The organism is Pseudomonas sp. xss_4 (assembly GCF_043104125.1).
Taxonomy (GTDB): domain Bacteria; phylum Pseudomonadota; class Gammaproteobacteria; order Pseudomonadales; family Pseudomonadaceae; genus Aquipseudomonas; species Aquipseudomonas parafulva_B.
Genome location: NZ_JBICKJ010000077.1, coordinates 1 through 18344, shown reverse-complemented (window position 1 = coordinate 18344; position 18344 = coordinate 1). Strand labels below are relative to the sequence as shown.

Genomic DNA, 18344 nt, shown 5'->3' with positions numbered 1-18344 from the left:
TGCTGCGAAGCTGCTGTCCGTGCCTCACACAACCCGACAACCGCAGCAACTACCACCCCAAAAACAAAAAGCCCCCGTGCTTTTCAGCACAGGGGCTCTTCGTAGAATGTGGCGGTGAAGAAGGGATTTGAACCCTTGATACGATTTCTCGTATACACACTTTCCAGGCGTGCTCCTTCGACCACTCGGACACTTCACCGTTTATCTTCAAGCCGTACGGCCTGTCGAGGTGCGCTAATTTAGTGAAAGACGTTTCCTTTGGCAAGCATTTTTTTCAGTTTTTTCATGCATTTGCATCCGGCCGTCGTCAGCGGCTGACTGGCCGGTCAGCCTTGCTGCTTTACCTGGCCTGCGCCGCTGGGTAACGTCAGCGCCACGCCAACAAAAGGACTCTGCCATGAGCGAGCTGATCACCTACCATGCCGAAGACGGCATCGCCACCCTGACCCTGAACAATGGCAAGGTCAATGCCATCTCGCCGGAGGTCATCGACGCGTTCAATGCAGCGCTTGATCGCGCCCTCGAGGCCCGGGCGGTGGTGATCATTACTGGGCAGCCAGGCATTCTGTCGGGCGGCTACGACCTGAAAGTCATGACCCGCGGTCCCAAAGAAGCCATCGAGTTGGTCACCGCAGGCTCCACCCTGGCGCGCCGTCTGTTGTCGCACCCGTTTCCAGTGGTGGTGGCCTGCCCGGGCAACGCCGTGGCCAAAGGGGCGTTCCTGCTGCTGTCGGCCGACTACCGCATTGGCGTCGAGGGCCCGTACAAGGTGTGCCTGAACGAAGTGCAGATCGGCATGACCATGCACCACGCGGGCATCGAACTGGCCCGTGACCGCCTGCGCCGCTCGGCCTTCCACCGCTCGGTGATCAACGCCGAAGTGTTCGACCCCCAGGGGGCGGTGGATGCAGGCTTTCTGGACAAGGTCGTGCCCGCCGAGCAACTGATGGATACCGCCTTGGCTGCAGCACAAGCGCTCAAGCAGCTGAACATGCTGGCCCACAAGAACACCAAGCTCAAGGTCCGCAAGGGCCTACTCGAAGCCCTGGACAAGGCTATCGAGCAAGACCAGCAACACATGGGGTGACCCCATCACCTGCACAGATCGCCCACTCAACCTACACCAAGGTTTGCCCCGGCCAGTGCACAGTCGTACACTGCCGGGCGACTGTCTGGTGTGAGTCGTACCATGCTTTACGTTCTTCGCATGTTCCTGCTGGCGCTGCATTTTCTCGCCGTTGGCGCCGTGGGGCTGATCATCGGCCTGTGCCGCCCGTTCAACCCCGATAACAGCCGCGTGTTCGCCCGGCTCTACAGCGTGCCGGCCACCTGGCTGATGCGCCTGAAGGTCCAGGCCCAGGTGGGGCCTTTGTGGGATCAGCCGCCTGGCTGCGTCATCATCGCCAACCACCAATCCAACTTCGACCTGTTCGTCCTGGGCCAGGTGGTTCCGCAACGCACCGTGGCCATCGGCAAGAAAAGCCTGGGCTGGATTCCGCTGTTCGGGCAGTTGTTCTGGCTGGGCGGCAACGTGCTGGTCGACCGCAAGAACGCCTATCAGGCCCGCAAGGCGTTGCAAAAGACCACCCGCGTCCTGCAGAACGACACCTCCATCTGGATTTTCCCTGAAGGCACACGCAACGCCGGTGAACAGCTACTGGCGTTCAAGAAAGGCGCATTCCACATGGCCATCGAGGCCGGGGTACCCATCGTACCTGTGTGCGTGAGCCGCTATGCGCACCGGCTGGACCTCAACAGCTGGCGCCGCCGGACGGTGATCGTGCGCTCCTTGCCCCCCATTGCCACCACCGGCATGACGCAACAAGACCTGCCTGCGCTGATCGAGCAGTGCCGCACGCAAATGCAGCAGTGCATCGACCGGATGGAAAACGAACTGCCCTGACCCGTTGCTCTCGCGCCCGCTACAGCCCAAGCTGTAAGGCGTGTTCAACCACAAGAAAGCGGGCAGTCATGGGGCGAGTCGTGGCAGCGGCGGTATACAGCGCCGGTAGGAAGGTCACCAACATCAGTATCGATGAAGGCAGCGAGTGGGCGCGCAAACCGGGCCACTTCGTGTGGATCGGGCTGGAGGAGCCCGACGCCGAAGCACTGGCCAACCTGCAGCGCCAGTTCAACCTGCACGAACTGGCCATCGAAGACGCCCTGGAGAAGCACAGCCGGCCGAAGCTGGAAACCTTTGGCGACGCCTTGTTCATCGTCACCTATTCACCCGTGCGCCAGCAGGGTCGGCTGGAGTTCATCGAAACCCACATCTTCGCCGGCACTGGCTACGTGATTACCTGTCGCAATGGCCATTCCAAATCCTATGCCCTGGTGCGCGAGCGCTGCGAAGCACGGCCGTTGCTGCTCGAACACGGGGAGGACTTCGTGTTGTATGCGCTGTTGGACTTCGTTACCGAAAACTACCAGCCTGTAAGCGAGGCGATTCACGGGGAGATCGAAGCGCTGGAGCAGAGCGTGCTGGGCGGTTCGCTGCTTGAAGCCGACATCCGTCGCCTGCACAGCCTGCGGCGCGATCTGCTGCGCCTGCGCCGCTATGTGGCGCCTATGGTGGAAGTGAGCGAAGAACTGCAGCGCCTGAGCTTTCCCTTCATCGACAAGAACATGCGCCCGTACTTTCGTGACGTCCAGATCCACGTGACCCGGCAGATGGAAGACCTGGCCGGGATTCGCGACATTGCCAGCCAGACCATCGAGATCGGCATGCTGCTCGAAGCGTCTCGCCAGAGCATCGTGCAGCGCAAGTTCGCCGCCTGGGCGGCTATTCTGGCCTTCCCCACTGCCATTGCCGGCATCTACGGGATGAACTTCCAGAACATGCCCGAGCTGAGCTGGCACTACGGTTATTACGTAGTCCTGGGGGTGATCGCGGCCGGGTGCACAGGCCTGTTCGCCAGCTTCAAGAAATCAGGCTGGTTGTAACCAAGATAGGGGTCACCGGGCGACCCCTGCCCTGTCAGGCCGCGTTGTGCTTGTTAGCCGGTTGCTGGATGAAACGCAACATCCATTCGCCTACCACGTCACCCTGATGTTCGGTGGCGAGGCTGGCGACGGCCTGCTGGTAGACCTCATCGCCTAGATGCGCCTGGCGTGCGTCGAGCAAGGCCCGGGAGTAGTCGTGTACGAACTCCGGGTGGCCTTGGAAACACAGCACCTGATCGCCGATGCAATACGCGGCGTTGGGGCAGAAATCACTGGACGCAATGACCGTGGCGCCTTTGGGCAATTCGGTCACCTGGTCCTGGTGACTGATCAGCAAGGTCAGCTCAGATACTTGAGGTTGCATCCATGGTGCACGCGCTGCCAGTGAATAACGGTGTACGCCAACGCCCCAGCCCTGCTCCGCTCGCTCCGCTTTGCCGCCCAAGGTCAACGCCAGCAGCTGGTGACCGAAACACACACCCAGCAGCTTCTCACCCCGGTCATACAGCTTGAGCAGATAAGCCTTGAGCGTCTGGATCCAGGGATCGGAACCGAACGAATCGGCCTTGCTGCCCGTCACAAGGTAAGCATCGAACTTAAGGTCATCGGTGGGATATTCACCGTTCATGACGTTGTAGACACTGAACTGTGCTGTGATCGGCTGACGGGCGAAGAGCTGCTCGAACATCCTGCCGTAGCCTTCGTACTGCGCCGTCAATTCCGGTCGCAGAACATCGGTTTCAAGGATGCAGATGCGTAACGACATAGGGATAGTCCTGAACGACATGGATGGAAAACAGCTGTAGAGCGTGACGCGAAAGGCACGTACAAGCAAGAGGGTCGCGCAGACGAACGGTGCTCTTTGGGCTGAGACGGCACAAAAACACCCAACCTGTCTAGGTGAAGCCTATCAGCGCGATGGCTTAATGCTTTAAAACGAAATGTTATAGGCCGCTGGCAGTTAGAACAAAGGGTTCTCAATATTGAATGATGTACGCCCTACTGTTGCAGTATGTCCACATTCATGAGGCAAGCCGTGCCGGCGCTAGTAGGGGCCATTGCGATCGACCCGACATGTGACAAGGAAGCCAACGGGTATTTAGGAATAACAACAAGAAGGCGGTCCGCCATGTTTAGACAATCGAAACTTCGCCAAGCTGGGCTCATTCTTTTCGCAACCACGCTGTTGCTGATAGTGCCAAACCTGACACGTTTGTTCGGCTAAGGCGGGTGGTGGCGGTAGCAGGCGGGATAGCGGTAACCTGCTGGCCCTGATGGCCGGAGTATCCCATGCGCCCATGCATTGCCTTGGCAGCCTTGCTGTCGTGCCTGCCGCTGTCGGCGGCCCAACTGCACCTTGAACTTGGCACTGGCCAAAAGCAGTGGAGCAGCGAACAGTTGCTCGCACATCCCCAAGCCAAGACGGTGGACATTAGTGAGGACGTTTCCTATAAGCGCCCCATGCGCTATCGCGCAGTGCCCCTCGCGGCGCTGCTCAACGGTGTGCAGCCTGAGGACCACCTGCAGGCCATTGCAGCCGATGGCTTTGCGGCAGAAATGCCCGCTGGCCCTCTGCTTCAACCCGGCCCGGCGCAGGCCTGGCTAGCCGTCGAAGACCCAGCCGCCCCTTGGCCGCCCCTAGGTAAGGGAAAACCGAGTGCAGGGCCGTTTTATTTGGTGTGGACGGCGCCGCAAGCGAGCGGCATTCGCCCCGAACAATGGCCCTTTCAGATCTCCACGATACGTAAGCTAGCCTCTGTCGAGCAGCGCTTCCCGGCGTTGCTGCCAGACCCCGACCTGCCGGGCGACAGCCCCGTGCGACAAGGCTTTGCATTGTTCCAGCAGAACTGCCTGGCCTGCCACCGTCTGAACGGTGCAGGGGATGCGCAGGTAGGGCCTGATTTGAATGTGCCGCACAACCCGACCGAGTATTTCCAGCCGGGTTACCTGCGCATGCTGATTCGGGACCCACAACGCTTGCGGCAATGGCCCCAGGCGAAAATGCCGGGCTTTGCCCCAAGCGTGCTGAATGATCAGGAGCTCGATGCGCTGTTGGCCTACCTGCGGCACATGGCCACGCGCAAATCCTGAGAAAATCGGGCCGCAGGGCGGCCCAATGGCCTAGGCCGTGAGGCGCTCGTGCTTGACCCCCCACCCCTCCACTTCGCCTCCATAAGGCGTGACAACCTGTTCGAAGGCCTCCTCGAAGTCGCCAATGCCACCGTGGGTAGCGAACATGATTTTACTGAGTTCCAGGTGCCAGGCACCGTCGTCGAGTTCGGTTACCTGAGCGTTAAGCGACTCGCCACGAAACTCCCCGGCTGCGCGGCGCGCAGCGGCTTCATCCGGAAAAACGGCATAGAACTCGATGGGGTGGATCTGGGTGAAATCGAAGCCACCTGCCTTCATCTGGCGCAGGACGTTGCTGCTGATATCGTCGTGTTGGCTGCTCATGAATCGTCCTCCTGAATAACGCAGTGGATAGACTTTCCGTGCAAGGGCACCTGCCCTAAATCGTCGGGCAGTTCGAGCTGATACAAGACGCGGGTGGGAACGGTGCCGCCTGCGCAGCCGGCGGGCACCTTCATGCAGCGTAGTGCCCAGGCGGACGCTACGCAAACCGTGAATCAGGGCGCCTCTTCAATGCTGGTGATGGTGACGCCGCTGTGTTCTTTCAGCCAGCGCGCCGTGGGGGACACCGCGCGATCCTGAAAATCGTTGAGGTCCAGCTCATCCATGACCGGGAACAACCGCGTGCGGATGGCACGGGCAGCGTCTTCCTCGCTGGGGCGATGTTCGGCCTGCAGCACAATCGAGGTCGGTGCGCCTTTCTGGTCGGCAAAGATGACTTCCCACTCTTTCATCGAACGAGCCCTCTCAATCAAACGACACCTTATGCGATGCCTGAATAAATGACCTTGGCCCTTGGGGAATGTTCAGAAAGTTGAACACCCGTCGACCTGAGCCGCTAGGTAGCGGCTCGGGTCGGGGTGTAAACAGGGTTACTTCGGCGTGCCGTGCACCACCCCTGCCGTGTTGTCCAGCAAGCTCTTGGTGGCCGTCTGGATGTAGGCTTCGAGCTGCTTGAGCAGCTGCGGCTGGTCAGGGCTTTCGATGAGCTCGGCCTTGAACTCGCGACCCAGCTGATAGCGGTACAGGCGCGGGGTCATGTCCTTGGACTCGATCAGGATACGGTCGCCCTGTACCAGCCCCACGATCTGCTCGCTACCCGAAGGCTTGATCATGCCGATGCCTGGGTCGCCCTCAGGCAGGTTGAGCAAGTCGCGCCCCCAGCACTGATGGCGCGTCTGGCCGCCCAGGCGACCCATGATAGTCGGCACGATATCGACCTGGGTGCCCACGGTGTGGTTGACCGCACCGAATTTCTCCTGGATGCCTGGGGCGATCAGCAGCAGCGGTACGTTGAACCGCCCCAGGTCCAGTTCGGTGACCTGTTGATGGTTGCCGAAACCATGGTCCCCCACGATCACGAACAAGGTGTCCTTGAAATAGGGCTCCTTGCGCGCCTTCTCGAAGAACTGGCCCAAGGCCCAGTCCGAGTAGCGCATGGCCGTCAGGTGTTCATCCAGGCGGCCTTGCCCGGTGACCTTCTCCACCGGCAGGTCCTTGGGCAGGGCGTACGGCGTGTGGTTGGACAGGGTCTGGAGCAAGGCATAGATCGGCTTGCTGCCATCGTGCTTGGCCAGCTCCTGGTTGCCGCGGTCGAACATGTCCTGGTCGGACACGCCCCAGGTCGGGTCGGAGAACACCGGGTCGACGAAGTCCTGCCGGCCGATGAAGGTGGTCATGCCCTGGTTGCCGAAGAACCCGGACTGGTTGTCCCAGGCGAAGTCGCCGTTGTAGACGTACACGTCATCGTAGTCGCGGGCGCTGAGCAAGGCCGGCAGCCCGGACAGCTTGTGACCGCCCTCCGGCGTCTGCATCAGGTACTCGAAGCCGGGCAGGTTGGGGAAGCACGCCATGGTGGCGAACATGCCCTGATGGGTATGAGTGCCGTTGGAGAAGAAGCGGTCGAACAGCAGCCCTTCCTTGGCCAGCTTGTCGAAGTAAGGGGTGATGTTGTTGGGGCTGCCCAGCGCGCCGACCGAATGGCCCGCGAAGCTCTCCATCAGGATCACCACCACGTTCTTGATGGGCAGGGTGCCCTCGGCCGGCGGCAGGAAGTCGCGGCGCACGGCCGCTTCGTCGGCATCGACCAGGGTGTCATGGGGGGTCAGCAGTTGCTGGCGCACAGTCTGGGTCGCCAGGTTCTGCTCCAGCACCGGTTTCCAGATGTTGGCGCGGTCCTCGCCGAAGCGGCTCTTGGCGGCGTCGATCAGGGTCAGGGTGCCGTTGAGGCCCAACTGGTTGACGAAGTTCGAATCGGTGGTGAACGCGTCACCCCAGCGCATGGGCGGGCCTTGACGCAGGGTGCCACGGGCGGCGATCACGGCCACCAACAGGATCACCATGAACACCGCCAGACGGTAATACCATGCGGCCACCGGCTGGGTGCCGATATCCCTGGTCAGCCGGTCGACACCCTTGAACAGCAGGCTGAGCAGCCAGGTCCCGAACACCCAGGCCAGCAGGTAGCGCACCACTGGGAAGCCGTACCAGAGCATGCTCATGACGGTCTTGGGGTCTTCCTTGATGTACTGGAACACCAAGCCGTTCAAGCGCTGGTGGAACTCGCGATAGAAGTCCAGTTCCATCAGGCCCAGGAACATCACCACGCTGGCGGTGAGCGTCAGCCAGAAACGGAATACGCCCCGCCGGGCCATGGCCCAAGGGCTGAGCAGCGCCAGCAGCAGCGGAATGCTGATGTACACCACCACCCGAAGGTCGAAGCGCAGGCCGTTGACGAACCCTTCGGCGACCGTGGCCGCTGGCGTGTCGCCAACCATGTCGCTGTTGTAGACCAGCAGCGCCAGGCGCACGAGGCTGAGCATCAGCATGATGACCAGCGCGCTGAGCAGCGTATAGGCCAGGTGGGATTTGAGGGTCGGCGAGAACGGCGCTCGCGCGCGCCATTGCTTCAAGGCGTCCGGGTTGGCCATGAACAGGAAGGTCCTAGAAATGCGGTTTGCGAAGAAGGCGCTGGCGCAAGACCAGCGCAGCATTGTGCGGGTGCGGATTCTGTTTAATTCATTGTGAAAATTTTGTCACGGCCTGGATTGCCTCTGGCGCCATGGGGGCACAGAGTGCTGGTTTCAGAGCCGGCCTGTGCCGCGCGGCCCGGCAATGGCCCAAATCACCAGCCCCACGACCGGCAGCAGGGCAATCAGAAGAATCCACAACACCTTGACCCCCACTTCGCGGTCACTCTTGTAGACGTTGATGATGGCCCAGATATCCAGGGCAAGAATGATCAGACCTACGAGGCTGTTGAACATCGATCCCATACCGCGTACTCCAGTTGATGAGTGTATTGCTGCATAGCATAGCCCCCTATCGGTTCAATAGAAGGGAATCCTTGGCGCCGCCTGCAGGTCACTGCCTATGATGCATCGACATTCCGATCAGAGGTTCTGCATGCCACCTGCCCACAGCCACAGCGCCACCCCGCCCTCGCCGTTCAGCGTGTGGCGGCAACAGATAGCCAACAATCCCTGGGTCGGTGCAGGCCTTGCGCTGAGCCTGATGGCCGTCGTGATTCTGCTGGGTGCGAGCCTGTGGAATGCGGTCAACGGCGATCATTCCGAAAACCTGCACCTGGCCGCGCTCGGGGGCCTGTCCGGCTTTGGCGCCACCGCGTTGGGCGCTGTGCTGGCCGTGGTGTTGCGTGATGTCAGTAGCCGTAACCAGGACGTGATGCTGGGGTTCGCTGCCGGCATGATGCTGGCAGCCAGTTCTTTTTCGCTGATTTTGCCGGGTCTGGACGCGGCGCGGGAGATCACCGGCAGTGGGCCGGGTGCGGCCTTCATCGTGGTCGTCGGCATGGGGCTGGGCGTGCTGCTGATGCTGGGCCTGGACCGTTTCACGCCGCACGAGCATGAACGCGTCGGCGTGGTGGGGCCGGAAACCGAACGGTTCAGCCGGGTCTGGCTGTTCGTGCTGGCCATTACCCTGCACAACTTGCCCGAGGGCATGGCCATCGGGGTGAGCTTCACCAACGGCGACATGAACATCGGCCTGCCGCTGACCACCGCCATCGCCATTCAGGACATCCCGGAGGGCCTGGCCGTGGCGCTGGCGCTGCGGGCGACCGGGCTGTCCAACCTGAAGGCCGCACTGGTCGCCATTGGTTCAGGAGTAATGGAGCCATTGGGCGCGGTCATCGGGCTGGGCATTTCCACCGGCTTTGCCGTGGCCTACCCTATCAGCATGGGGCTGGCGGCGGGGGCGATGATCTTCGTGGTGAGCCACGAGGTCATTCCCGAAACCCACCGTCACGGCCACCAGACCTCCGCCACGCTCGGCTTGATGGGCGGTTTTGCGGTGATGATGTTCTTGGACACCGCATTGGGTTGACAGCGCCGTTGCCCGCCTGCCAGGGCCGCGTACGACGCGCTCAGACGTGCAGGGCGACCTTCAGGGCCTCCAGGGCGGGCTCGGCCTTGATGCCAAGTTCAGCGGCCAGCGCCTGGACCCGCTCCAGGTCATGCTGGCCAACCATGACCATCTGCAGCTCATCATCGAGCAATTGGCTGAAATCGAGCAGCACGTAGCCACCGGCTTCCTTGTTGAGCGCCCCCATCTGCACCTGGATACGGTTGAGCGCCACGAGCGGCTCGGTGCGTGCCAGCTGCTTGGGCTTGAGGGTGAGCGGCACGCTCTTGTCGAACGAGTCGCTGATCTGCTGGAACAGCTCCTGATAGGTGTCAGCCTGGAATACCACGGTGTCAGGCAGGCTGCCGAGTACTACCCACTCGCCCAGTGGGATGGGAAAGCTGTCGTCGTAGTTGATGTCGGGGTTGGCGGCCAGGAAAGCGGCGGGGTCGGCGTAGGCCTGGGCAGCCTCGTCGGCAATGCGCTCGATGTCTTCTTCGCGCAGGCAGCCTGCGCTGATAAGGCGGATGAATTCGAGCAACTGAGTTTTCATGAAGGGGGGCCTGTGGCGATGGCAAAGTCGCCAAGGATAGCCGCAAACGCCCCCTGCCGGTTAGCCTGCCAGCGCTTGCAGGCGTGCGGTGGCGTCCACGGCGCCCATGGTCTGGGCTGCCATCAGTGCGTTTGCACCGCGCACATCCTGCAAGGCAGGGTTGGCACCCTGGGCCAGCAGGTACTCAAGGATCTCTACACGGTTGAACATGGCGGCCAACATCAGGGCCGTGCGTCCATCCTGGGCAGCGGCATCGACCGGTACACCGTTTTCCAGCAACAGGCGGATCATGGCCATGTCCCCTTTGAAAGCGGCACCGGCGATGGGGAGCTGGCCGTTGTCGTTGGCAATGAGCGGATCGGCCCCGTGGTTGAGCAACACCTGAACGGCGTCATGGTGGCCGTGGTAGCTGGCCAGCATCAGCAGGGTGTCGCCCTTGTGATTACGCAGGTTCACCGGCAGACCGCTTTGCAGCAGGCGCTCCAGCATCTGGGCATCGCCTTGACGGGCCTTGTCGAACACTTGTGCGGCAAAGGCAGCCGTTTCATCGGAAGACATTTGAGCAGGCTGAGCGGACGCAGTCTGGGTGGACATAAGGAACCTCCTGGTAGAAATCGTTGCCCAAGTGTTTGTCAGGCCCTTCCTGCGCGTCAAAGGTTCCGTTTCTATCGAGCCCATAGCGTTGATTGGCTTGCCGTGCAAAATGCACTGTGCAAAATGCATGACCTTGCAGCTTGCACGGAAGGCATTCTCTAAATGTAGTCCAACCCCCTGATTTAACTGGATTTTTCCTACACTCAGTTTCTGGCACGGTCGCTGCAATCTATCTAGACATCGATTGCCACACACCTTGTCAGGAGTAGTCATGAACCTTATCCAGGAAAAATTCGTCTCGGTGTTCCCTGCTTACCAAGTCGCGACTCAATCACGTCCTGACGGCGGCATCTTGCTGACTCTGCGTGCGGCCGACGGCAAGGTTACCCGCCGTGTACTGACCTACACCCAACTGCACAGCGCCGAGCAATTGTCCTGGGCCATCAGCGCCATTCGCCGCGACTTGGCCGAACAAGCCAGCGAGTTGCCAGTGATCTCGATGTTGCAGAGCCAGCAGCGTTTTGCATTGCCGACTTATCGCTGATTCTTGCACTGCCCCCGAAAGCGACCAAATTCAAGGTGGGAGCGGCCTCGTGCCGCGATAGGCCGCAACGCGGCCCCAACGATATGAGCTGTGAAGCTGAAATCTTGGGGCCGCTGCGCGGGCCATCGCGGCACGAGACCGCCCCTACAGGGGCATTACATGCCTCGGGCGCAAGGTCACAACTCGTCTATCCCCAGAAACGCCCGCGCACTCGCGTCGCCGGTAAATGCCAGCTGACTCCCCGCTTCAGTTGCAAATAGCCTGAACGCCAGGCAAAACGGCGCCTCCCCCAGCTCAAGCCAGCGCCGCGTCCCCGCAGGCACGCATAACTGGTCGCCCTTCTCGCACATCACCGAATACACCTCGGCGCCTAGGCGCAGGCCAACCTGCACGCGTCCGCTCACCACGACGATCACTTCGTCGGTATCAAGCACATGCTCATCGCGCAGGTCCGGGCCTTGATCCTCGACCCCGTCACGGTTGATCACCCCATGGGCCCGGCAACCGTGGGTGGTCATCATGTGATCGAGATGGGCCTGGCAGGCATCCATCATCTCATCGTGCAAGGTGCCCGGACGCACCCGCAGCCCGTGCTCGGCCTGCATGAGCGACACCCCATGCTCGGCCAGTGCTGCCGTGATGTCTTCGGCATGGGTCAGCACCTTGTTGGGCAACTGCGGGGTGGAAGGGTCGAATACGCAGAGGATGCTCATCGTAAGGTCCTGTTGGGTTGCGAATGAAAGGCCATGATAACGGCTGCCGACAGTGCTGCGACGCTGGCCATACCAAAGGTGAGCCCGGGGCCGAGCATGTTCCAGCTATAGCCGGCGTACAACGCGCCCAGGGCACCACCGGTACCCGACAGCGCAGCGTACAGGGCCTGGCCCTGCCCCTGCTGCCTGGCGCGGAAACTGCTCTGCACGAAGGCGATGCTGGCCGCGTGAAAGCAGCCGAAAGTGGCCGCATGCAGCAACTGCGCCCCCACCAGTACGCCCGGCTGCGCTGCCAGATTGCCCAGCAACAGCCAGCGCACGGCGGCCAGCACGAAGCTTGCGAGCAGCACCCGGCGGACGCTGGACCGTGCGAACAGGCGGCTCATGAGCATGAACATCACCACTTCCGCCACCACCCCGAGCGCCCACAGCAGGCCAATGGCCGTTCGGCTGTAACCCAGGTGCTCCAGGTGCAGGGTGAGGAAGGTGTAGTACGGCCCATGGCTCAATTGCATCAGCGCCACACAGACGTAGAACGCCAGGACTCCAGGGGCGCGCAGCTGCATGAGGAAACCCCCGGCCCCCTGTCGCTCACCGTGCTCGACGGGCTGGGCATTGGGTACCCAGAGGCTGGCGGCCACGATACCGGCCATGATCAGGACCAGGGCCACGGGATAGATGTCCAGGCTCAGCCATTCGAGCAGGCGCCCAAGCCCCACCACGGTGAGGATGAACCCAATCGACCCCCACAGCCGGACCTGGCTGTAGCGCGACGTCTGGCCATGCAGGTGCGCCAGCGTAATCACCTCGAACTGCGGCAGCACCGCGTGCCAGAAGAACGCATGCAAGGCCATGACCATCGCCAGCCAGGCGTAGCTCTTGCCGAAGAAGATCAGGCTGAAGGTGGCCAGCGTGCACAATGCCCCAAGCCGCACGATCAGTAGGCGCTGCCCGGTCCGGTCCCCCAGCCAGCCCCACAGGTTAGGCGCTATGCAGCGCATCAGCATGGGAATGGCCACCAGTTCGCCGATGCGCGCGGGCGCAAAGCCCAGGTGGTCGAAGTACAGCGCCAGGAACGGCGCCGTGGACCCCAGCAAGGCGAAATAGAACAGGTAGAAACTGGACAATCGCCAGTAGGGTATCGGCTGCATGGGGTTGCCTTGGGAAGCAGGGCCTGTCGGCGGTGACTCAGCTGGGTGAGCTACCGCCGCGAGAAAACAGGCCTAGATGAATCAGAGCTGGCCCAGCACCGGCGTGTTCACCTTCACCTCGGCGTTCTGGGCACGGTGGCGCAACAGGTGATCCATCAGCGCGATGGCCATCATCGCCTCGGCGATCGGGGTGGCGCGAATGCCTACGCAGGGGTCATGCCGGCCTTTGGTGATGACGTCCACCGGGTTGCCGTCAACGTCCACCGAGCGGCCCGGCACGGTGATGCTCGAGGTAGGCTTCAATGCCAGGTGGGCAACGATCGGCTGGCCCGAAGAGATACCACCCAGAATGCCGCCTGCGTTGTTACTGAGAAAACCCTGCGGGGTCATCTCGTCGCGGTGCTCGGTGCCGCGCTGCGCAACGCTGGCAAAGCCTGCACCGATTTCCACGCCTTTCACGGCATTGATGCTCATCAGCGCGTGGGCCAGCTCGGCGTCCAGGCGATCGAAAATGGGCTCGCCCAGGCCCGGCATGACACCTTCGGCCACCACGGTGATCTTGGCGCCTACCGAATCCTGATCCCGGCGCAGCTGATCCATGTACGCCTCAAGCTCCGGCACCTTGCTCGGGTCGGGGCTGAAGAAAGCGTTCTGCTCCACCGAGTCCCAGGTCTTGAAAGGGATCTGGATCGGGCCCAGCTGGCTCATGTAGCCGCGCACGGTGATGCCCTGGGTGGCCAGGTACTTCTTGGCGATGGCGCCGGCGGCCACGCGCATGGCGGTTTCGCGGGCCGAACTACGCCCGCCTCCACGGTAGTCGCGGGTGCCGTATTTGTGGTGATAGGTGTAGTCGGCGTGGGCCGGGCGGAACAGGTCCTTGATGGCCGAGTAGTCCTTGGACTTCTGGTCGGTGTTGCGGATCAGCAGGCCAATGGAGCAACCGGTGGTGCGCCCTTCGAACACGCCAGAGAGGATTTCCACCTCATCGGGTTCCTGGCGCTGGGTGGTGTGGCGGCTGGTGCCGGGCTTGCGCCGGTCCAGGTCGCGCTGCAGGTCGGCAAGGGAGATCTCAAGGCCTGGCGGGCACCCATCGACAATGGCGACCAACGCCGGGCCATGGCTTTCGCCAGCGGTGGTGACAGTGAACAGCTTGCCGTAGGTATTGCCGGACATGGACGCTCCGCGAGATCTGCCTGAAGTGAACGAAAGCGGCAGTATACAGATGGATTGCCCGCGTGTGCGGGCCGGTTGGCGAGCGCGTCGTTCCGGGCGATGCGGAGCCTTGGGCCTGGCCCTAGAACCTTCCACGGCCACTGTAGGTCAAAGTGCTATCTCCCCCTGTGTAGTTGCGCACGATGCCGCGTTTCATTGCCCTGCTTTGCCTGCTGTTGACCAGCCTTTGCCATGCCGCCACCCCCACCGTCCTGCACCGCCCCATCGACCTGGACACCGGTCAGGGCGTATTGCACGGCAGCCTGTTGTTACCCCAGCAGGACACCCCGCCGCCGGTGGTGCTGATCATCGCAGGCTCCGGGCCCACTGACCGCGACGGCAACAACCCGGCTGGCGGGCGCGTGGACAACTTGAAGCGCCTGGCCTTGCTGCTGGCCAATGCGAATATCGCCAGCGTGCGCTACGACAAGCGCGGCGTGGCCGCCAGCCAACCGGCTACGCCCGATGAACGCGACCTGAGCGTGGAGCGTTATGTCGCCGACGTGGTGGCCTGGGGCCATAAGCTCAAGGCCGACCCCCGCTTCGGCTCGTTGATCCTGATCGGCCACAGCGAAGGTGCGCTGATCGCCAGCCTGGCCGCCGAGCAGGCTGGGGCCAGTGCGGTGGTCAGCCTGGCTGGCAGCGGCAGGCCCATGGCCGAAGTGGTGCGCGAGCAGCTTGCCGAGCGCCTGCCGCCTGCGCAGCTGGCCCGTGGCAGTGCCCTGCTTGACCGCCTGGAAGCCGGCCAGACCAGCCTGGACGTACCCGCACCGCTGCGCCAGGTGTTTCGCCCCAGCGTGCAGCCCTACCTGATCACCTTGTTCCGGCAGGACCCGGCAGCCGCGTTTGCGCGGCTGCCTATGCCGGCGCTGATCGTGCAGGGGCGCAACGACGTGCAGGTGGACGTGGCCGATGCGCAGAAGCTCAAGGACGCCAAACCCGATGCCCACCTGGTGCTGATCGAGGGCATGAACCACATGCTGCGCATCAGCCCCAAGGACATGAGCGAACAGCGCGAGAGCTACCAGAACCCGCAGTTGCCATTGGCACGGGAGCTGGGCGAGCAGATCGTCACGTTCATTCGCCAGTTGCCACCGGCCTGATCGACGGGCTCAGGTCTGGGCAGCGGCGGCCGATACAGCGTGCATAGCCAAGGACATGCCCTGATGACCACACCACCTGCTGCCACAGAGCCGGCTGAAGAGCCTCAAAACACTCCCGCCCTGCCCTGGGCGGACCTGGCCGTCGAGCATCACCAGTTGCTGCGCCTGGCGCCGCTGCCTGGCGACCGCGTAACCGGCGCCCGACCCCTGCGTTTCGTGCAGTTCGGCTATGCCGAGCGCCACGACCCGGCCCACAGCCTGCTGCGCATGCAGATTGCGTTGCCCGGCCAGAAGGTGCACAAGGGCCATAACCAGGTGGACATACGCGTAGATCACCAGGCGCGGTGCGTGCGCCTTGGGGATGAGCATGGTCTGCAACTGGAGCCGGTCAATCGCGGCCTGGGCCGCTTCCTGCTGGCCCAGGCCGCCCAGTGGCTACAGCGCAAATGGCCGAATTACCGTGTAGAGGCCTTCGCGCTGCCGAGCAAGGATGCGCTGGAGGAGGACTCGCGCCTGCGCCGGGACCAGTGCCTGCGCGGGGCAGGCCTTGAGGTGCAGTACGAAGACGGGCAGGTGCTCAAGGGCCGAACGGCCGAGACCCGGGTAGACCAGCTGGAGGTAGGCTGGAACAGCGAGCGCGTGCAGCGCCTGGGCCTTCTCGATGCCGCGCAGTTATTGCAGCAGGCAGACCAGCAGTTGCAGGAAGGCGAGGCCCGCTTGCGCGAGCGTGATGAGCGTGTGGCCAAGTACCAGCGCGAAGACAGCGGCTTGCGGTTCACCATCACCTGCCTGGTGGCCTTTGCACTGTTTCAAGCCGGGCTACTGATCTGGATCGCCACGCGTTGAAACCCTGGGCCTGGCGTTTCATGGGCCTCAGGTGTTTTAAAAACGGGTTGGGCGAAACGGGCGCCTGACACCCGTTGCGCCCACGCGCCCTCAGACGCGGCCTTTGAACAACGCCTGATGCTGACGGCACTGCTCGGCGGTGAGCATGAATACCCCATGCCCGCCGCGCTCGAATTCGAGCCAGGCGAAATCGACTTCCGGGTACAGCGCCTCGACATGAACCTGGCTGTTGCCCACCTCCACGATCAGCAAGCCCTTTTCGGTCAGGTGGTCGGCCGCATCGGCCAGCATGCGCCGTACCAGGTCCAGACCATCAGCACCGCAAGCCAAGCCCAGCTCCGGTTCGTGGTGGTATTCGGCCGGCATGTCGTCGAAGTCTTCGGCATCCACGTACGGCGGGTTGGACAGGATCAGGTCGAAGCGCTGGCCCGGCAGCCCTTCGAAACCGTCGCCCTGCACGGTGTACACCCGGCCATCGAGGCCATGGCGCTCGATGTTCTGGTTGGCCACTTCGAGCGCTTCGAACGACAGGTCGGCCAGCACCACCTCGGCCTGCGGGAAGACGTCGGCGGCGACGATCCCGATGCAGCCGGAGCCGGTGCACAGGTCCAGAATGCGGCCTGGCTCAGCGCCCAGCCACGGCTCAAGGCGCTTTTCCAGCAGTTCGCCAATGGGAGAGCGCGGCACCAGCACGCGCTCATCGACGATGAACGACATGCCACAGAACCAGGCCTCGCCCAGCAGGTAGGCGGTGGGTACCCGTTCTTCGATGCGGCGCTTGAGCAAGTGCTGCAGCTGTACGCGCTCGGCATCCTCGAGCATGCAGTCCAGGTAGCTGTCGGCCACCTCGAACGGCAGGTGGACCGCCCCCAGCACCAGCAACCGGGCTTCATCCCAGGCGTTGTCGGCACCATGGCCGAAGAACAGGTCGTGCTCATGGAAGCGGCTGACCGCCCAACGGATATAGTCGCGCAGCGTGCGCAGACGGGATGTGATCACGGGAAACTCCTAATTCAGACTGGCCGAAAGTCTAACAGCCCAGGCCCCGGATTTGTTCCCTGCAATCGCCTGTACGGTAGCCACAAGCCAGCAACCACGCCACTTGCGTTGTCAACCATTCCCATTGTCGCCAAGGCAGGGGAGAATAGGCGCACAAAAGCCCTATACCAAGGAGCCCTTGATGTCCGTTCCAACCACGATGTTCCGCCTCACTGGCCGCGATTACCCGCCGGCCAAGCTGAGCCAAGCCAGCCTGATCATCATTGATGCGCAGAAGGAGTACCTCACCGGGCCCCTGGCGCTGTCGGGCATGGATGAGGCCGTGGCCAACATCGCCAGGTTGCTCGATGCCGCGCGCAAGAGCGGCCGTCCGATCATCCATGTTCGCCATCTGGGCACCGTTGGCGGGCGCTTCGACCCCCAGGGCCCTGCGGGTCAGTTCATTCCGGGGCTCGAACCGCTGGAAGGCGAGACCGTGATCGAAAAACGCATGCCCAATGCCTTCAAGAACACCAAACTGCACGAGACGTTGCAGGCACTCGGCCATCTCGACCTGATCGTCTGCGGCTTCATGAGCCACTCCAGCGTCAGCACCACCGTGCGCCGTGCCAAGGACTATGGTTATCGGTGCACCCTGGTGGAAGATGCGTCGGCCACCCGTGACCTGGCTTTCAACGACCAGGTGATTCCAGCGGCGCAGATCCACCGGTGTGAAATGGCCGTGATGGCCGACAACTTCGCGTGCGTGGCGCCGACGGCCAGCCTGATCTGACTCGATCAGGAGGGTGGCGGCAGGCAGGAACCGGAGGTGTGATTGTGGGTCGAAGGGCCCATACCCCTACAGGAGAGCAGGATGAAGCTCAAAGGCAGTATCGACGCCAAGCGCCTGCGCCCGCGCCAACCGCGCAGCTGGGGCGCACGCCTGGGTGCTGCGCTGTCCGCGCTGCTGGCCACCCTCGGTGTGTTGCTGGCCATGGCTGGCGTGGCCGGGCTGTTGGGCAACTACCCTGCCCTGGCCGAACTCAACGCCAACAAGCCGCTTGCCGCCACCTTGACGGTGGTGGGGCTGTTGATGCTGTGGCTTGGCGTACGCTTCTGGCGCCTGAGCCGCATCCGCCTGCGCCGGGCTCGGGAGCTGAACATGTCGCCTCACTTGATGAAAAAGCATGAGTGAGGTTGCTGCAAACGCTGCCC

At 62.6% G+C, this 18344-nt stretch carries 21 protein-coding genes and 1 tRNA gene; 10 read left to right on the top strand and 12 right to left on the bottom strand.

Going from position 1 to position 18344, the window contains the following annotated elements; all coding sequences use genetic code 11:
* Positions 1–109: 109 nt before the first annotated feature.
* Positions 110–199 (bottom strand) — tRNA-Ser (locus tag ACF8GB_RS16860).
* A gap of 198 nt (positions 200–397) precedes the next feature.
* On the opposite strand from ACF8GB_RS16860, the gene ACF8GB_RS16855 reads away from it, so the two are divergent.
* The 3 genes from ACF8GB_RS16855 (at position 398) to ACF8GB_RS16845 (ending at position 2943) form a co-directional block, all read left to right on the top strand.
* Positions 398–1087, top strand: a complete 690-nt coding sequence (locus tag ACF8GB_RS16855) for a crotonase/enoyl-CoA hydratase family protein (RefSeq protein ID WP_100851090.1) — start codon at positions 398–400, stop codon at positions 1085–1087.
* Positions 1088–1189: 102 nt separating this feature from the next.
* A complete protein-coding gene (locus tag ACF8GB_RS16850; RefSeq protein ID WP_058605794.1) occupies positions 1190–1903 on the top strand; it encodes a 1-acyl-sn-glycerol-3-phosphate acyltransferase in 714 nt (237 codons plus the stop codon).
* A gap of 68 nt (positions 1904–1971) precedes the next feature.
* Positions 1972–2943, top strand: coding sequence for a magnesium and cobalt transport protein CorA (locus ACF8GB_RS16845; protein ID WP_058639729.1), 972 nt, complete (start codon positions 1972–1974; stop codon positions 2941–2943).
* A 34-nt stretch (positions 2944–2977) separates the two neighbouring features.
* Here ACF8GB_RS16845 and ACF8GB_RS16840 read toward each other — a convergent pair whose 3' ends face one another.
* Positions 2978–3709, bottom strand: coding sequence for an amidotransferase (locus ACF8GB_RS16840; RefSeq protein ID WP_196126135.1), 732 nt, complete (start codon positions 3707–3709; stop codon positions 2978–2980).
* 524 nt (positions 3710–4233) lie between these two features.
* On the opposite strand from ACF8GB_RS16840, the gene ACF8GB_RS16835 reads away from it, so the two are divergent.
* Entirely contained in the window at positions 4234–5034 is an 801-nt protein-coding gene (locus ACF8GB_RS16835; RefSeq protein WP_058639727.1) for a cytochrome c, read from the top strand.
* A gap of 30 nt (positions 5035–5064) precedes the next feature.
* On the opposite strand, the gene ACF8GB_RS16830 is transcribed toward ACF8GB_RS16835, so the two are convergent.
* From ACF8GB_RS16830 to ACF8GB_RS16815, 4 genes are all read right to left on the bottom strand, one after another.
* Entirely contained in the window at positions 5065–5397 is a 333-nt protein-coding gene (locus ACF8GB_RS16830) for a ribonuclease E inhibitor RraB (RefSeq protein WP_023535326.1), read from the bottom strand.
* A 173-nt stretch (positions 5398–5570) separates the two neighbouring features.
* Positions 5571–5807, bottom strand: a complete 237-nt coding sequence (locus ACF8GB_RS16825) for a hypothetical protein (RefSeq protein ID WP_023535304.1) — start codon at positions 5805–5807, stop codon at positions 5571–5573.
* 138 nt (positions 5808–5945) lie between these two features.
* Positions 5946–8003, bottom strand: coding sequence for an LTA synthase family protein (locus tag ACF8GB_RS16820; protein WP_196186163.1), 2058 nt, complete (start codon positions 8001–8003; stop codon positions 5946–5948).
* A gap of 153 nt (positions 8004–8156) precedes the next feature.
* A complete protein-coding gene (locus tag ACF8GB_RS16815; protein ID WP_023535355.1) occupies positions 8157–8348 on the bottom strand; it encodes a PLDc N-terminal domain-containing protein in 192 nt (63 codons plus the stop codon).
* 130 nt (positions 8349–8478) lie between these two features.
* On the opposite strand from ACF8GB_RS16815, the gene ACF8GB_RS16810 reads away from it, so the two are divergent.
* The gene (locus ACF8GB_RS16810; protein ID WP_058639734.1) at positions 8479–9417 is read left to right on the top strand and encodes a ZIP family metal transporter; all 939 of its coding nucleotides are present in this window, start codon (positions 8479–8481) and stop codon (positions 9415–9417) included.
* A gap of 40 nt (positions 9418–9457) precedes the next feature.
* Here ACF8GB_RS16810 and ACF8GB_RS16805 read toward each other — a convergent pair whose 3' ends face one another.
* Positions 9458–9988, bottom strand: a complete 531-nt coding sequence (locus ACF8GB_RS16805; protein ID WP_058605799.1) for a hypothetical protein — start codon at positions 9986–9988, stop codon at positions 9458–9460.
* 60 nt (positions 9989–10048) lie between these two features.
* Positions 10049–10582: an ankyrin repeat domain-containing protein gene (locus ACF8GB_RS16800; protein ID WP_058605800.1), complete on the bottom strand. Its 534-nt coding sequence runs from the start codon at positions 10580–10582 to the stop codon at positions 10049–10051.
* Between the two features lie 271 nt (positions 10583–10853).
* Here ACF8GB_RS16800 and ACF8GB_RS16795 point away from each other — a divergent pair, with 271 nt between their 5' ends.
* On the top strand, positions 10854–11126 hold the full coding sequence (locus ACF8GB_RS16795) for a DUF3509 domain-containing protein (protein WP_058605801.1): 273 nt from the start codon (positions 10854–10856) through the stop codon (positions 11124–11126).
* 176 nt (positions 11127–11302) lie between these two features.
* Here the strand turns inward: ACF8GB_RS16795 and ACF8GB_RS16790 are convergent, their stop codons facing one another.
* The 3 genes from ACF8GB_RS16790 to aroC all read right to left on the bottom strand — a co-directional run bounded on the left by ACF8GB_RS16790 (position 11303) and on the right by aroC (position 14163).
* Entirely contained in the window at positions 11303–11839 is a 537-nt protein-coding gene (locus tag ACF8GB_RS16790; RefSeq protein WP_145255112.1) for an oxidase, read from the bottom strand.
* On the bottom strand, positions 11836–12990 hold the full coding sequence (locus ACF8GB_RS16785) for an MFS transporter (RefSeq protein WP_392527339.1): 1155 nt from the start codon (positions 12988–12990) through the stop codon (positions 11836–11838). Before ACF8GB_RS16785 ends, ACF8GB_RS16790 begins: the two co-directional genes overlap by 4 nt.
* Positions 12991–13071: 81 nt before the next feature.
* Positions 13072–14163, bottom strand: coding sequence for a chorismate synthase (gene aroC / locus ACF8GB_RS16780; RefSeq protein WP_078478179.1), 1092 nt, complete (start codon positions 14161–14163; stop codon positions 13072–13074).
* A gap of 182 nt (positions 14164–14345) precedes the next feature.
* Between aroC and ACF8GB_RS16775 the strand changes: the two genes are divergently transcribed.
* Both ACF8GB_RS16775 and ACF8GB_RS16770 read left to right on the top strand, forming a co-directional pair.
* Positions 14346–15305 (top strand): alpha/beta hydrolase, encoded by a 960-nt coding sequence (locus ACF8GB_RS16775; RefSeq protein WP_196186095.1) that lies wholly within the window; start codon positions 14346–14348, stop codon positions 15303–15305.
* Positions 15306–15368: 63 nt separating this feature from the next.
* The gene (locus ACF8GB_RS16770) at positions 15369–16151 is read left to right on the top strand and encodes a hypothetical protein (RefSeq protein WP_058606108.1); all 783 of its coding nucleotides are present in this window, start codon (positions 15369–15371) and stop codon (positions 16149–16151) included.
* A 90-nt stretch (positions 16152–16241) separates the two neighbouring features.
* Here the strand turns inward: ACF8GB_RS16770 and prmB are convergent, their stop codons facing one another.
* Positions 16242–17150, bottom strand: coding sequence for a 50S ribosomal protein L3 N(5)-glutamine methyltransferase (gene prmB / locus ACF8GB_RS16765; protein ID WP_058606109.1), 909 nt, complete (start codon positions 17148–17150; stop codon positions 16242–16244).
* Positions 17151–17331: 181 nt separating this feature from the next.
* On the opposite strand from prmB, the gene ACF8GB_RS16760 reads away from it, so the two are divergent.
* Both ACF8GB_RS16760 and ACF8GB_RS16755 read left to right on the top strand, forming a co-directional pair.
* A complete protein-coding gene (locus ACF8GB_RS16760) occupies positions 17332–17922 on the top strand; it encodes a cysteine hydrolase family protein (protein ID WP_058639718.1) in 591 nt (196 codons plus the stop codon).
* 81 nt (positions 17923–18003) lie between these two features.
* Positions 18004–18324 carry a hypothetical protein gene (locus ACF8GB_RS16755; protein ID WP_058606111.1) on the top strand — a complete coding sequence of 107 codons (321 nt, stop codon included), beginning with the start codon at positions 18004–18006 and terminating at the stop codon, positions 18322–18324.
* Positions 18325–18344: the final 20 nt, after the last annotated feature.

Excerpts from the sequence above, each read along its gene's own strand:
- ACF8GB_RS16855 (WP_100851090.1), top strand. The coding sequence starts at position 398 with ATGAGCGAGCTGATCACCTACCATGCCGAAGACGGCATCGCCACCCTG.
- ACF8GB_RS16850 (WP_058605794.1), top strand. The coding sequence starts at position 1,190 with ATGCTTTACGTTCTTCGCATGTTCCTGCTGGCGCTGCATTTTCTCGCC.
- ACF8GB_RS16845 (WP_058639729.1), top strand. The coding sequence starts at position 1,972 with ATGGGGCGAGTCGTGGCAGCGGCGGTATACAGCGCCGGTAGGAAGGTC.
- ACF8GB_RS16840 (WP_196126135.1), bottom strand. The coding sequence starts at position 3,709 with ATGTCGTTACGCATCTGCATCCTTGAAACCGATGTTCTGCGACCGGAA.
- ACF8GB_RS16835 (WP_058639727.1), top strand. The coding sequence starts at position 4,234 with ATGCGCCCATGCATTGCCTTGGCAGCCTTGCTGTCGTGCCTGCCGCTG.
- ACF8GB_RS16830 (WP_023535326.1), bottom strand. The coding sequence starts at position 5,397 with ATGAGCAGCCAACACGACGATATCAGCAGCAACGTCCTGCGCCAGATG.
- ACF8GB_RS16825 (WP_023535304.1), bottom strand. The coding sequence starts at position 5,807 with ATGAAAGAGTGGGAAGTCATCTTTGCCGACCAGAAAGGCGCACCGACC.
- ACF8GB_RS16820 (WP_196186163.1), bottom strand. The coding sequence starts at position 8,003 with ATGGCCAACCCGGACGCCTTGAAGCAATGGCGCGCGCGAGCGCCGTTC.
- ACF8GB_RS16815 (WP_023535355.1), bottom strand. The coding sequence starts at position 8,348 with ATGGGATCGATGTTCAACAGCCTCGTAGGTCTGATCATTCTTGCCCTG.
- ACF8GB_RS16810 (WP_058639734.1), top strand. The coding sequence starts at position 8,479 with ATGCCACCTGCCCACAGCCACAGCGCCACCCCGCCCTCGCCGTTCAGC.
- ACF8GB_RS16805 (WP_058605799.1), bottom strand. The coding sequence starts at position 9,988 with ATGAAAACTCAGTTGCTCGAATTCATCCGCCTTATCAGCGCAGGCTGC.
- ACF8GB_RS16800 (WP_058605800.1), bottom strand. The coding sequence starts at position 10,582 with ATGTCCACCCAGACTGCGTCCGCTCAGCCTGCTCAAATGTCTTCCGAT.
- ACF8GB_RS16795 (WP_058605801.1), top strand. The coding sequence starts at position 10,854 with ATGAACCTTATCCAGGAAAAATTCGTCTCGGTGTTCCCTGCTTACCAA.
- ACF8GB_RS16790 (WP_145255112.1), bottom strand. The coding sequence starts at position 11,839 with ATGAGCATCCTCTGCGTATTCGACCCTTCCACCCCGCAGTTGCCCAAC.
- ACF8GB_RS16785 (WP_392527339.1), bottom strand. The coding sequence starts at position 12,990 with ATGCAGCCGATACCCTACTGGCGATTGTCCAGTTTCTACCTGTTCTAT.
- aroC (WP_078478179.1), bottom strand. The coding sequence starts at position 14,163 with ATGTCCGGCAATACCTACGGCAAGCTGTTCACTGTCACCACCGCTGGC.
- ACF8GB_RS16775 (WP_196186095.1), top strand. The coding sequence starts at position 14,346 with ATGCCGCGTTTCATTGCCCTGCTTTGCCTGCTGTTGACCAGCCTTTGC.
- ACF8GB_RS16770 (WP_058606108.1), top strand. The coding sequence starts at position 15,369 with ATGACCACACCACCTGCTGCCACAGAGCCGGCTGAAGAGCCTCAAAAC.
- ACF8GB_RS16760 (WP_058639718.1), top strand. The coding sequence starts at position 17,332 with ATGTCCGTTCCAACCACGATGTTCCGCCTCACTGGCCGCGATTACCCG.
- ACF8GB_RS16755 (WP_058606111.1), top strand. The coding sequence starts at position 18,004 with ATGAAGCTCAAAGGCAGTATCGACGCCAAGCGCCTGCGCCCGCGCCAA.